The sequence below is a fragment of the Ruegeria sp. AJ12 genome (assembly GCF_056536245.1).
Map to the genome: position 1 here is coordinate 630,001 of NZ_JBQFJJ010000001.1, position 12,905 is coordinate 642,905.

Genomic DNA, 12,905 nt, shown 5'->3' on the forward strand with positions numbered 1-12,905 from the left:
TATAATGGGTCATCGACTTGGTCTCACGAGCAAGCTTAAGCCGTTAGGTGTAGGCGTAGCGAAAGCGAGTCTTAATAGGGCGAATGAGTTCGTGGGATCAGACCCGAAACCGAGTGATCTAGGCATGGCCAGGTTGAAGGTAAGGTAACACTTACTGGAGGACCGAACCCACATCCGTTGAAAAGGATCGGGATGAGCTGTGCCTAGGGGTGAAAGGCCAATCAAACTCGGAGATAGCTGGTTCTCTGCGAAATCTATTTAGGTAGAGCGTCATCCGAATACCCCGGGGGGTAGAGCACTGGATGGGTAATGGGGCCCCACAGGCTTACTGATCCTAACCAAACTCCGAATACCCGGGAGTACTAGATGGCAGACACACTGCGGATGCTAACGTCCGTAGTGGAGAGGGAAACAACCCTGACCTACGACTAAGGCCCCCAATTCATGGCTAAGTGGGAAAGCAGGTGGGACGACCAAAACAACCAGGAGGTTGGCTTAGAAGCAGCCATCCTTTAAAGATAGCGTAACAGCTCACTGGTCTAAATAAGTTGTCCTGCGGCGAAGATGTAACGGGGCTCAAGCCATGAGCCGAAGTCTAGGGATGCGTAAGCATCGGTAGCAGAGCGTTCTGTGAAAAAACGTCCTGCCTCTTCATAAACCTTTGTTTGACGGAAGATCGGGCCGCCGCGACGCTGGGGCGGGTTCCTGTGGAGAGATCTGCAGGGCCTCAAGTAGCGAAGCGATAGGCCAACAAAAGATCTTCTGATCTGCAACATGTGGTTTATGCGCAGGCATGGACGTTTGCGATGAAGCCAGGCTGTGAGGCACTGGTGGAGCGATCAGAAGTGAGAATGATGACATGAGTAGCGACAAAGAGTGTGAGAGACACTCTCGCCGAAAGTCCAAGGGTTCCTGCTTAAAGCTAATCTGAGCAGGGTAAGCCGGCCCCTAAGCCGAGGCCGAAAGGCGTAGGCGATGGGAACTAGGTTAATATTCCTAGGCCAGGAGGATGTGACGGATCACAGGTGTAGTTCAATCTTATCGGATTGATTGGGCTGCTGAGTGGTTCCTGGAAATAGCCCTCCATCAGACCGTACCCTAAACCGACACAGGTGGACTGGTAGAGCATACCAAGGCGCTTGAGAGAACGATGTTGAAGGAACTCGGCAAAATACCTCCGTAAGTTCGCGAGAAGGAGGCCCGGTTCCTAGGCAACTAGGGGCTGGGGGCACAAACCAGGGGGTGGCGACTGTTTATTAAAAACACAGGGCTCTGCGAAGTCGCAAGACGACGTATAGGGTCTGACGCCTGCCCGGTGCCTGAAGGTTAAAAGGAGAGGTGAGAGCCTTGAATTGAAGCCCAGGTAAACGGCGGCCGTAACTATAACGGTCCTAAGGTAGCGAAATTCCTTGTCGGGTAAGTTCCGACCTGCACGAATGGCGTAACGACTTCCCCGCTGTCTCCAACATCGACTCAGCGAAATTGAATTGCCTGTCAAGATGCAGGCTTCCCGCGGTTAGACGGAAAGACCCCGTGCACCTTTACTACAGCTTCGCACTGGCATCAGGATTGTGATGTGCAGGATAGGTGGTGGGCTTTGAAGCCGGGACGCAAGTCCCGGTGGAGCCTCCCTTGAGATACCACCCTTCGCACTCTTGATGTCTAACCGCGGTCCGTTATCCGGATCCGGGACCCTGCGTGGCGGGTAGTTTGACTGGGGCGGTCGCCTCCTAAAGCGTAACGGAGGCGCGCGAAGGTTGGCTCAGAGCGGTCGGAAATCGCTCGTTGAGTGCAATGGCAGAAGCCAGCCTGACTGCGAGACTGACAAGTCGAGCAGAGTCGAAAGACGGCCATAGTGATCCGGTGGTCCCGAGTGGAAGGGCCATCGCTCAACGGATAAAAGGTACGCCGGGGATAACAGGCTGATACTGCCCAAGAGTCCATATCGACGGCAGTGTTTGGCACCTCGATGTCGGCTCATCTCATCCTGGGGCTGGAGCAGGTCCCAAGGGTACGGCTGTTCGCCGTTTAAAGAGGTACGTGAGCTGGGTTTAGAACGTCGTGAGACAGTTCGGTCCCTATCTGCCGTGGGTGTAGGAGACTTGAGAGGAGTTGCCCCTAGTACGAGAGGACCGGGGTGAACGATCCACTGGTGGACCAGTTGTCGTGCCAACGGCAGTGCTGGGTAGCTATGATCGGACAGGATAACCGCTGAAGGCATCTAAGCGGGAAGCCCCCCTCAAAACAAGGTCTCCCTGAGGGCCGTGGAAGACCACCACGTCAATAGGCCGGAGATGTAAGCGCAGTAATGCGTTCAGTTGACCGGTACTAATCGCCCGATAGGCTTGATTTGATCCAGTAATGGAAAGACAAATCACCAGAAGCATACACACCTTGAACAAGGACAGCGTCGCAGCGCCAAGCCGCGATGTTGGTTGATTATATAACCGTGCGGCAACGCGCCTTTATCTGCGATAAAGACGCTGCCTGCCGCGCGTCGCGCTTTGCTCCGCAAAAGTCGCGACGTGGGCTTTTCCTCGGTTTGGTGGTCATAGCGCAAGTGAAACACCCGGTCCCATCCCGAACCCGGTCGTTAAGCACTGCAGCGCCAATGGTACTTGGGCTTAAGCCCCGGGAGAGTAGGTCACCGCCAAACCTAGCAAAAGCCCACAATCTCTCTAAAACGATATCAGAATTACCGACCCCGGCCTCAAGTAGCGTAAGCGATAGGCCAACAATGGTCTCAAGTAGCCGAATAGGCGGTAGACCAAACCAAAGTGTCGCGGGATGGAGCAGCCCGGTAGCTCGTCAGGCTCATAACCTGAAGGTCGCAGGTTCAAATCCTGCTCCCGCAACCAAATCGGAATAGCCCAGATCAGCCCGGTCGATCTGCAAGTAAGCCCCAAGATCAATCGCTTGATCCTTCCTTCGCGATCTTGTTTGGGTGTGTAAGCAGGCTGTGATTTCAACCGACATCTGAACGGTAGCCTCCGGATAGGTTTGACGGCAACGGCGTGTTACCCTCGATCCGAAACTGGTTGATACGACGGCGATCTTCACTGGGGGTGAGGCCAAAAGCGGAACGGTAGTGTGTGACGAGGGGGCCAACAGAGCTGTATCCGATTGCCGTGGCGATATCGGCAATTGAATCCCTTGTATAGATAACCATCTGCCGAGCGGCCTTCATGCGCATTGCGCGATAGTAATGACTGGGGCTCAGCCCCGTTGCTTTTTTGAACGCGCGTTCAATCTGGCGAGGTGTCACACCCGTCCGAACCCCGATCTCTGCGATCGAGATCGGGTCACCAATGTGACTTGCAAACAAATCAATGCAGGCTTTCACGAGCGCTGGCAGCTTTTCGCCCGTGTCTGACCGGGTGGTGTTTGGCACCTCTTGTCTCACACCCGCCCCCCGCATCAGAGGGTGCTGAAACCAGCAGGCAACCTCGTGCGCGATCTCGCAGCCCAAACGGTGTTCGATCATATGCAAAGCCAGATCAAACGCAGCCGCCGCGCCGGCCGCAGTGTACCGTGAGGCTTCTGACACGATCACCTCGCGTCGCGCATCAATTTCAGGAAACTCGGCTGTAAATGCAGCTTCGTAGCACCAATGCACTGACACTGAGTGGCCGTTCATGACGCCGGATCGTGCCAAGGGGAAAACGCCTCCGCTGATGGCCCCGAGAACAGTTCCGTGACGCGCCAGGGCGCGCAGCTTGCCGTCACCTTGCCCCGGATTCTCAAACCCCGAGGTTGGGCCGCCGAGCAAGAATAATACGTCAACTGATCGGCAATCGGACAAGGCGAGTTCAGCTTCCAGCCGGACATTCGCACTCGATATGACTTTGTTTCCATCCTCAGTTACCAGCGACCAGGAAAACGCAGCCCGTCCAGCAATCTCGTTTGCTGCTCTAAGAGGTTCGATCACCGAAGTTAAGCAGGCCAGCGGGAACCCATCGAACAGTAAAAATCCAATCCTGCTTCTTTTTTCTGTCGGAATTGTCATTAAGCTATCGGGAGCAAAGATGTACAAACGGTCAATGCCGGACGTCCACCCCTTGGCGCGTTATTGCAGAACTGGTTCGCGCAAGTGTAGCAAGATACTGAAAGAACAGAATAGAAAAGTTGCAATGCAGAAATGGTGAAAAACCTGACGCAAAATCCACATTCCGTTCGGACGGGTGAAAAGGAAAAAGTGCTCGAGGTGGCAATCGGGCGCGAAGTACGCACCTTTCGTAAACGGCAAAACATCACTGTCGCAGAGTTGGCCCAATTGACGGGGCTGTCGATCAGCATGTTGTCAAAAATTGAAAACGGCAACACTTCGCCGTCCTTGACGACATTGCAGGTCTTGGCGGACGCGCTGTCAGTCCCGTTGACCGGCTTTTTTCGCCAGTTTGAAGAACGCCGCGAAGCGGTGCATACCAAAGCCGGAGAAGGCGTGGAGTTGGAACGCCAAGGAACGCGGGCCAACCATCAATACAATCTCTTGGGGCACCTAGGTGCAAACGGGTCCGGTGTGATTGTCGAGCCATATTTGATTACGCTGACCGCAAAATCGGATGTATTTCCGGCCTTCCAGCACGGAGGTATCGAGACGCTCTACATGTTGGAAGGTGAAGTTGACTATCGCCACGGGGATCAGATTTATCCTCTAAAACCGGGCGACACGCTGTTTTTTGACGCCGATGCTCCGCACGGTCCGGAACGATTGGTCGTTCTTCCGGCGCGTTACCTTTCGGTGATCAGCTACCCTCAGACAAGCTGATCAACCTACATCACGCAAAGTCACTGGGTTCGTCGTTGCGTTGATGCGCACACCAGCAAGCGAGAATTCGAACTCTGATAAGACGGCCTGGTTTTCTGTGGGGTTGCGCGCGTTTCCAGTTCCGGGACCGAAGGCCGAGCAAACACAAGGCGGGTGCTTGATGCCGTGTTTATTTCCTAGAGGGAAATAAATTTTCCTTAAAATATTGATGTCATGCAGATTTGTTGGTACCGTCCGCCCTTGATGAAAAGTTCAAGGAGGGCTGTCGGTCATGTGCGGAATTGTTGGATTGTTCCTGAAAGATCAGTCTCTTGCGCCCCAATTGGGCACGATGCTGACGGATATGCTGATCACCATGTCGGATCGCGGGCCCGACAGTGCAGGGATTGCCGTTTATGGCGATGCTTCACACGGGCAAACCAAACTGACAGTTCAATCCGCCCGTCCTGAAACAGATTTCGCTGGTCTGGCGGAAGATCTGAGTGAAGCCTTGGGTGCGGCTGTGACACAGTCAGACAACGACACGCATACAGTTTTACACATTCCGGCAGACCAATTCGATGCGGCGCGTGCCGCGCTGGCTGACATCCGTTCCTCGGTCCGGATCATGAGCCGCGGCGAAGTGCTGGAAATCTACAAGGAAGTTGGCTTGCCGAAAGATGTTGCTGATCGCTTTGGCATTCGTGACATGTGCGGAACGCATGGGATTGGTCACACGCGTATGGCAACCGAGTCTGCAGTTACGACGATGGGTGCACACCCCTTCAACACCGGACCAGACCAGTGTCTTGTCCACAATGGCTCGCTTTCGAACCATAACGCCTTGCGTCGCAAACTGCGGCGCGAAGGTGTGATCACCCAGACCGAAAACGACACCGAAGTTGGCGCTGCCTACCTGACATGGAAGATGATGAACGGTGCAAGCCTGGGCGAGGCTTTACAATCCGGTCTGAGCGATCTGGACGGGTTCTTCACCTTTGTCGTCGGTACAAAGGACGGCTTTGGCGTTGTGCGTGATCCAATTGCATGTAAGCCGGCTGTCATGGCCGAAACAGACGAATATGTCGCATTTGGCAGTGAGTACCGCGCCCTCGTGAACTTGCCGGGCATCGGGCATGCAAGAGTGTGGGAACCCGAACCCGCCACGGTCTATTTCTGGTCCCATGAAAACAGTCCCACGACCCACGAAAGGGCGGCCTGACATGCAAAGGTATGATCTTGAAGCAGATGGCCTGCGGGGGCTGAATTCAACGCTGCAGTCGCAGACCGTTGAGACCAATCAGACGAGCTGGGAAATTGTCAACCCAAAGGGCAGTCATGCGATTGCTGTTGGATTGGATGCGGCAATCGAGGTGACCGTCAAGGGCTCGACCGGGTATTATTGCGCCGGCATGAATCAACAGGCGACCATCAAAGTTGAAGGGTCCGTGGGGCCGGGTGTCGCCGAAAACATGATGTCCGGTCAGGTCATCGTTGATGGCGATGCAAGCCAATACGCCGGAGCGACGGGTCATGGCGGGCTGCTGGTGATCAAGGGTAACGCAAGCTCGCGCTGCGGAATCTCGATGAAGGGGATCGACATCGTGGTGCACGGCAATATCGGGCACATGTCGGCTTTTATGGCGCAAACCGGAAACCTGGTGGTTTGCGGCGATGCGGGGGATGCGCTGGGGGACTCGATTTACGAAGCACGCTTGTTCGTTCGAGGCTCAGTCAAAAGCCTCGGTGCCGATTGTATCGAAAAAGAAATGCGCCCTGAGCACGAAGAGATCCTACAGGACCTGTTGGACCGCGCTGGATCAGATGCAAAACCGGCAGAGTTCAAACGCTACGGCTCGGCTCGTAAGCTGTACAATTTTGACATCGACAAAGCCGCCACCTATTGAGCAAGAAGGTTACTAAAACATGAGTGACAAGCCTCCTGGTACGCTGCCTGTTCAGTCGGCAACATTCACCAATCCGATCAATTCTGAAATCCGCCGTGCAGCTGCGACCGGAATTTACGACATCCGAGGTGGTGGCGCTAAGCGTAAAGTCCCACATTTCGACGATCTGCTGTTTCTAGGTGCCAGTGTTAGCCGGTATCCCTTGGAAGGCTATCGAGAACGTTGCGATACGTCAGTTACACTGGGAACACGATTTGCCAAAAAACCGGTTGAGCTGGATATCCCGATTACGATCGCTGGTATGAGCTTTGGCGCCTTGTCGGGACCGGCGAAAGAGGCTTTGGGCCGCGGTGCCTCCATGGCCGGAACATCCACGACCACCGGAGACGGCGGTATGACACCCGAAGAAAGAAACCACTCTTCCAAGCTGGTCTACCAGTGCCTTCCTTCGCGCTATGGAATGAACCCAAACGACCTGCGCAAAGCAGATGCGATTGAAATCGTTGTCGGTCAGGGTGCTAAGCCAGGTGGCGGCGGGATGCTGCTGGGTCAGAAAATCAGCGATCGCGTCGCCGAGATGCGCACGCTGCCCAAAGGGATTGACCAGCGCTCGGCGTGTCGTCACCCGGATTGGACCGGGCCGGACGATCTTGAGATCAAGATTCTGGAACTGCGAGAAATCACCGATTGGCAGGTACCTATTCATGTCAAGGTTGGCGCGACGAGGCCCTATTATGACACGGCGCTGGCTGTGAAGGCCGGGGCCGATGTGGTGGTGATGGACGGGATGCAGGGCGGCACGGCGGCAACTCAGGATGTATTCATTGAACATGTCGGCATACCGACGCTGGCCTGTATCCGCCCCGCAGTTCAGGCCCTAGAGGATCTGGGCGTGCATCGCGAGGTACAGTTGGTTATTTCGGGTGGCATTCGTACCGGAGCCGACGTGGCCAAGGCGCTGGCATTAGGCGCGGATGCGGTCGCAATCGGGACTGCAGCCCTGGTCGCGATTGGCGACAATGATCCAAAATGGGAATCCGAATACCAGAAACTGGGCAGCACTACCGGCGCCTATGACGATTGGCACGAAGGTCAGGATCCGGCAGGTATCACGACACAGGATCCGGACCTTGCCGCACGTTTGAGCCCGGTCGATGCCGGTCGTAGATTGCGCAACTATCTCAAGGTGATGACGCTTGAGGCACAGACTATCGCACGTGCCTGTGGCCACAACCACCTGCACAATCTTGAGCCGGAGGATTTGTGCGCCTTAACGATCGAGGCTGCCGCCATGGCGCGGGTTCCGCTGGCAGGAACCAATTGGTACCCAGGCAAGGAAGGGATTTGAGAGAAGATACACGGCCACCGAACGGTGGCCGTGTTTCACTGTAAAAGACGAATAATCAACAGGGAAAGGAAAGCAATCGTGACGACAGATCTCGCAGCTTTCGCAAAAGAAAAAGATATCAAGTACTTCATGATCTCGTTCACCGACCTGTTCGGCGGACAGAGGGCGAAACTGGTTCCGGCGCAAGTCATCTCCGAGATGCAGGAAGATGGTGCGGGCTTTGCCGGGTTCGCCACTTGGCTAGACATGACACCCGCTGATCCGGATATGCTGGCGCTGCCGGATCCGTCTTCGGTGATCCAATTGCCCTGGAAACCCGAGGTCGCCTGGGTCGCAGGCAATTGTGTGATGGAAGGCAAAGACGTGGCCCAGGCCCCGCGAAATGTACTGCGACGCCTGATCAACGAAGCCGCCGAGATGGGCTTGCACGTCAAAACCGGTATTGAGGCCGAGTTTTTTTTGTTGACCCCGGACGGGGACCAGATCAGCGACGCGTACGATACAGCCGAAAAACCGTGCTATGACCAGCAGGCCGTGATGCGGCGCTATGACGTTGTGCGCGAAATCTGCGACTACATGCTCGAGCTTGGTTGGTGCCCATATCAAAACGACCACGAGGATGCGAACGGGCAGTTTGAAATGAACTGGGCGTTCGATGACGTTCTGCGCACTGCCGACAAGCATTCCTTTTTCAAGTTCATGACAAAATCAGTTGCAGAAAAACACGGATTGCGGGCGACATTCATGCCCAAGCCGGTTGAAGGCTTAACCGGCAATGGCTGCCATGCCCATATCTCTGTTTGGGATGCGCCGGGCGACGCGGCCACAACCAATGTTTTCGCGGGGGAAGGAAATGGTCCAACTGGTGAGGTTGGTTTGGGTGAACTGGGAAAACACTTCCTCGGCGGGATCATGAAACACGCCAGCGCTCTGGCGGCGATTACAAATCCCACGGTCAATTCCTACAAACGTATCAATGCGCCTCGCACACTGTCCGGTGCGACTTGGGCACCGAATACGGTCACATGGACCGGCAACAACCGAACTCACATGGTTCGCGTCCCAGGTCCCGGCCGGTTTGAACTGCGCCTGGCCGACGGGGCGGCCAATCCATACCTTCTGCAGGCGGTCATAATAGCGGCTGGACTGTCTGGTATCCGCTCGAAGGCTGATCCGGGGCGGCGGTATGATATTGATATGTATGCAGAAAGCCATATCGTCACCGATGCACCCAACCTACCTCTGAACATGCTTGATGGATTGCGTGAGTATGACAACGACACGGAATTGAAAGCGATGATGGGGCAGGAGTTTTCCAGTGCGTTTCTCAAGATGAAACATCGGGAATGGGACTCTTTCGTCTCCCATTTCTCGCGTTGGGAAAAAGATCATACGTTGGATATATGATCCACTGAAAGCCACATCACAAGAATTGGGGTTGAACCCGCACCTGCGTGTTCAGCCCGAGATTCTGCTATGCGACCATTCGCAGGTACAAAATCTGCCCAGTGAAATCGAGTTTCGGTCGCTAACTCCCGCCATGCCGATCTGACCAAGCGAACTTCCAGCGAGGGTGTGATTGAAACAGCTGAGGCGGGACACGCACCTCCGATCTCAAAGCTACGTGATCCTGTTTCCTGTGCCAGGTTGCCTTTTGCCGATTACATGAATCAAGGCATCCACGGCAGTTACACTGCTTTCATACACGAACAGCGGGTTGATTTCGATCTCGGCAATGTCCTTGGCATGGGCCAAAGCAAAATCGCCCAGTTCCACCAGCCGTGCGGCCAGCCCGTCCAGATCCACTTTGGATCTGCCACGGAACCCGCTCAGAAGTTTGCTGAGCTTCAGCCTTTCCAGCGCGCGCCGAATATCCGCCGCGCTTGTGGGCAAGAGCAGCGTTTCGGTGTCCCGCAACAATTCGACCAACACGCCGCCGCTGCCGATAGTCATCGCCAAGCCGAATTGCGGGTCATGGCGAATGCCCACAATCATCTCGGCTACCGGCTGAGCGACCATACGCTCAATCAAAAACAGATCCGAGACGGCCTCGGGATTATGTCGGGCCACTGTTTCTACCATTGCGGCAGCCGCTTCTGCGACCGCTTCGGCGCTGTTCAGGCCCAGTCGCACGGCGCCTGCTTCGGTTTTATGCGGCAGCTTGGGGCTCATCATCTTAAGCGCCACCGGAAACCCAAGTCCGACGGCCGCCGCAGGTGCATCTTTCTCGCAGACCAAAGCGCTGTCGGGCAGGGTCACTCCGCTACCGTCGAGAAAGGCCTTGCTGGCGGCTTCGTGCAGGACCATAACCTGATCAGGTGCTGGTGTCTGGAACAACGGCTCGGGAGGGCAGGCACTGATACGGTCGCGGGCTTTGGCCCAGCTGGCTGCCTGGGCGGTGGCATTCAACGCTTCGTGAATTCCCATCATTGGCGCGATACCGCGCGCGATCAACTCAGTCCTCGTGCCCACATCCATATTTTCATGGATTGTGGAGCAGATCGCGGCGGGCAGTCCGATTTCCTGTACCGCATCGGCCAGTGCCATTGCATCGGCAAGGTAACAGGGCCTGGTCTCGTCCAAACCCGGCGCTGGGTAATCCTGCACAAGCATAACGGAATCTGCGCCTGACCGGGTAACCGCTTCGGAAAAGACAGGTCTTGTATGGTCCGGCTGGCCCCAGATCGGCGTGGTGTAATCCAGCGGGTTGGACACAGTTGCAATGTCGGGCAGCAGGTCTTGCAGAAACACCCGGTCGGTTTCGTTGAATTCAGGGTAGGAAAGCCCGATGGTTTCAGAGTGATCCGCCAGCATGGTTGCGCCGCCGCCGGAGCAGGTGAACCCCATGACGTTGGGCCCTTCCGGCGCCCCGGCTACGCACAGGTATTTCAGTGTTTCCACAAACTGCGACGGGTTGGAAACCGCGATCACACCAGTTCGATCAAAAAGCGCATCATAGAGTTCGTTGGCTCCCGACAGTGATCCGGTATGGCTCTCGGTCAGTGCAGCACCGATCTGAGAGCGACCGGTTTTGAGTGCCACGATGGGGGTGCCGCTCCGGATTGCGTCCACCGCCGCGCGTTCAAAGCGGGCCACATCGCGCAAACCTTCGATATGGAGGCCAATGGCCCGCACGGCCGGGTTGCCGGCCAATACGCCGACAAAATCCTCAAGCGCCAGTACCGCCTGATTGCCAGCCGAGATCATATGGGTTAGCGGCAGCGACCGCTGGCACATGGTGATGTCAGAAGAAAACATGCCCGACTGGGTGATCACTGCAGCACCATATCCAGGACAGTCTCCGCCGTGGGCGAACGGCCACAGCGCTGCGGCGTCCAAGTAGTTGATGATGCCGTAGCAATTGGGGCCGATCAGAGCCATCCCGCCCGCTGCTTCGCGCAATGCCGCCTCGCGGATGGTCCCGCGCCCTCCGGTTTCCCCGAAACCGGCTGTGTAACAGACCACCCCTCCTGCGCCAAGGGTTGCAAGCTTGCCGACAGCTTCAATCGCTGGCTCTGGCGGAATCGCCAAGAATACGGCGTCCGGGGCGCAGGGCAAATCATCCAGCGAAGCAAAACAGGGCAGCCCGGCCATTTCAGTTCTACGTGGGTTTACAGGCAAAATGTCGCCCGCATAGCCGCGACGCCGCGCCTCGCCGATGGCCACGATGGCGTCCGCCCCACCGACAAATGCGATCTGTCTCGGCCGCAGCAGGCGTTCAAAGTTTCGTCTCTGTTCCGGTGTCATGCGCCAAGCGGCCTCAGGATCGAGCGCGTCACGATGTGACGCTGAATCTCGCTGGTGCCATCCCAGATGCGCTCGATGCGGCTGTCGCGCCACATGCGTTGCACCGGAACCTCCTCCATCAGCCCCATGCCGCCAAAAATTTGCACCGTGTCGTCGGCGACCTTGTTCAGCATCTCAGAGCAGAACACCTTAACCATGGCTGCGTCTTCGTCTTTGAGACTGTCCGCATCGGCCCGGCGCACCGCATCCCAGACCAGAAGATCGGCCGCCCGCAGGTTGATCGCCATGTCGGCCAGCCGGAAACCCGTCGCCTGGAAACTGCCAATGGGCTTGCCGAACTGCCGGCGCGTGGCAGCCCAGTCCGTGGCCATCTCCATCATCCGTTCGGCTTTGCCGCAGCACGTCGCTCCGACCCAGATCCGGCCCATCCCAAGCCATTGACCGGCCAAATCAAACCCGCGACCTTCTTCGCCGAGCACCTGATCCGGCCCCAGTCTGACATCATCGAAAATCAGCTCGTAGGTCCTGTACCCCCGGTTGGAGACACATTTGTTGCCTTCCCGGAACGTGACGCCCGGCATATCCCGGTCGACCAGAAACGCCGTTACCCGTTTGCGCGGACCGCGTGGGGTATCGTCTTGTCCGGTCGCCGCAAAGACGATGGCAAAATCCGCTAGGGTCGGAGCTGAGATGAAATGCTTCATCCCGTTCAGAATCCAATCGTTTCCGTCCCTCTTTGCATTCGACTTCATGCCCATTGCGTCTGACCCGGCCTCAGGCTCGGTCAGGCCAAACAGTTCACGCTTTTCCCCGCTCACGCAGGGCAGCAGGTATTTTTCGACCTGATCGCCGTCGCACGCGAGCAGCAATTCGGTCGGGCGCGCAATCCAGGAGTGCAGCGCATGGCTGGTGCGGCCGAACTCCCGCTCGATGATCGACATCTGGGTATGGTTCAGACCGCCGCCGCCGATCCGTTCCGGCAGATTTGCAGCAAAGAGCCCCAACGCCTTTGACTTGGCCTCGATATCGCGACCGATCTCGTCGGGCACCTCGCCCAGACGGTCGACCATCTCTTCATGCGGCAGGACATGATCGTCGAGAAACGAACGTACCGTATCGCGCAGCAGTTCATCTTCGTGGGACATGAGAATACTCA

8 protein-coding genes, 1 tRNA gene and 2 rRNA genes (1 of these 11 running past the window's edge) are annotated in these 12,905 nt (G+C 56.5%); 8 read left to right on the forward strand and 3 right to left on the reverse strand.

Annotated features, from left to right (window positions below):
• From ACR3E0_RS03115 to ACR3E0_RS03125, 3 genes are all read left to right on the forward strand, one after another.
• Positions 1–2,353, forward strand: a 23S ribosomal RNA gene (locus ACR3E0_RS03115); it begins 589 nt to the left of the window's first position.
• A 188-nt stretch (positions 2,354–2,541) separates the two neighbouring features.
• Positions 2,542–2,656, forward strand: a 5S ribosomal RNA gene (rrf, locus tag ACR3E0_RS03120).
• 125 nt (positions 2,657–2,781) lie between these two features.
• Positions 2,782–2,858: transfer RNA gene (locus tag ACR3E0_RS03125), tRNA-Met, on the forward strand.
• A 107-nt stretch (positions 2,859–2,965) separates the two neighbouring features.
• Here ACR3E0_RS03125 and ACR3E0_RS03130 read toward each other — a convergent pair.
• A complete protein-coding gene (locus tag ACR3E0_RS03130) occupies positions 2,966–4,006 on the reverse strand; it encodes a GlxA family transcriptional regulator (RefSeq protein WP_480476068.1) in 1,041 nt (346 codons plus the stop codon).
• Positions 4,007–4,138: 132 nt separating this feature from the next.
• Here ACR3E0_RS03130 and ACR3E0_RS03135 point away from each other — a divergent pair, with 132 nt between their 5' ends.
• The 5 genes from ACR3E0_RS03135 (at position 4,139) to glnT (ending at position 9,409) form a co-directional block, all read left to right on the forward strand.
• A complete protein-coding gene (locus tag ACR3E0_RS03135; protein ID WP_480476070.1) occupies positions 4,139–4,768 on the forward strand; it encodes a helix-turn-helix domain-containing protein in 630 nt (209 codons plus the stop codon).
• Positions 4,769–5,039: 271 nt separating this feature from the next.
• A complete protein-coding gene (locus ACR3E0_RS03140) occupies positions 5,040–5,969 on the forward strand; it encodes a class II glutamine amidotransferase (protein ID WP_480476072.1) in 930 nt (309 codons plus the stop codon).
• A 1-nt stretch (position 5,970) separates the two neighbouring features.
• Positions 5,971–6,654: a protein GlxC gene (locus ACR3E0_RS03145; protein ID WP_480476074.1), complete on the forward strand. Its 684-nt coding sequence runs from the start codon at positions 5,971–5,973 to the stop codon at positions 6,652–6,654.
• Between the two features lie 19 nt (positions 6,655–6,673).
• Entirely contained in the window at positions 6,674–8,002 is a 1,329-nt protein-coding gene (locus ACR3E0_RS03150) for an FMN-binding glutamate synthase family protein (RefSeq protein WP_480476076.1), read from the forward strand.
• A gap of 78 nt (positions 8,003–8,080) precedes the next feature.
• Positions 8,081–9,409 (forward strand): type III glutamate--ammonia ligase, encoded by a 1,329-nt coding sequence (gene glnT / locus ACR3E0_RS03155; RefSeq protein WP_480476078.1) that lies wholly within the window; start codon positions 8,081–8,083, stop codon positions 9,407–9,409.
• Between the two features lie 213 nt (positions 9,410–9,622).
• Here glnT and ACR3E0_RS03160 read toward each other — a convergent pair whose 3' ends face one another.
• Together ACR3E0_RS03160 and ACR3E0_RS03165 are read right to left on the reverse strand one after the other, a co-directional pair.
• Complete coding sequence (locus tag ACR3E0_RS03160) at positions 9,623–11,749, reverse strand: acetate--CoA ligase family protein (protein ID WP_480476080.1); 2,127 nt, start codon at positions 11,747–11,749, stop codon at positions 9,623–9,625.
• Entirely contained in the window at positions 11,746–12,894 is a 1,149-nt protein-coding gene (locus tag ACR3E0_RS03165) for an acyl-CoA dehydrogenase family protein (protein ID WP_480480934.1), read from the reverse strand. The genes ACR3E0_RS03160 and ACR3E0_RS03165 overlap by 4 nt, the downstream gene beginning before the upstream one ends.
• Positions 12,895–12,905: the final 11 nt, after the last annotated feature.

Coding starts and splice junctions, on each gene's coding strand:
- ACR3E0_RS03135 (WP_480476070.1), top strand. CDS start 4,139: ATGGTGAAAAACCTGACGCAAAATCCACATTCCGTTCGGACGGGTGAA.
- ACR3E0_RS03140 (WP_480476072.1), top strand. CDS start 5,040: ATGTGCGGAATTGTTGGATTGTTCCTGAAAGATCAGTCTCTTGCGCCC.
- ACR3E0_RS03130 (WP_480476068.1), bottom strand. CDS start 4,006: ATGACAATTCCGACAGAAAAAAGAAGCAGGATTGGATTTTTACTGTTC.
- ACR3E0_RS03160 (WP_480476080.1), bottom strand. CDS start 11,749: ATGACACCGGAACAGAGACGAAACTTTGAACGCCTGCTGCGGCCGAGA.
- ACR3E0_RS03150 (WP_480476076.1), top strand. CDS start 6,674: ATGAGTGACAAGCCTCCTGGTACGCTGCCTGTTCAGTCGGCAACATTC.
- ACR3E0_RS03165 (WP_480480934.1), bottom strand. CDS start 12,894: ATGTCCCACGAAGATGAACTGCTGCGCGATACGGTACGTTCGTTTCTC.
- ACR3E0_RS03145 (WP_480476074.1), top strand. CDS start 5,971: ATGCAAAGGTATGATCTTGAAGCAGATGGCCTGCGGGGGCTGAATTCA.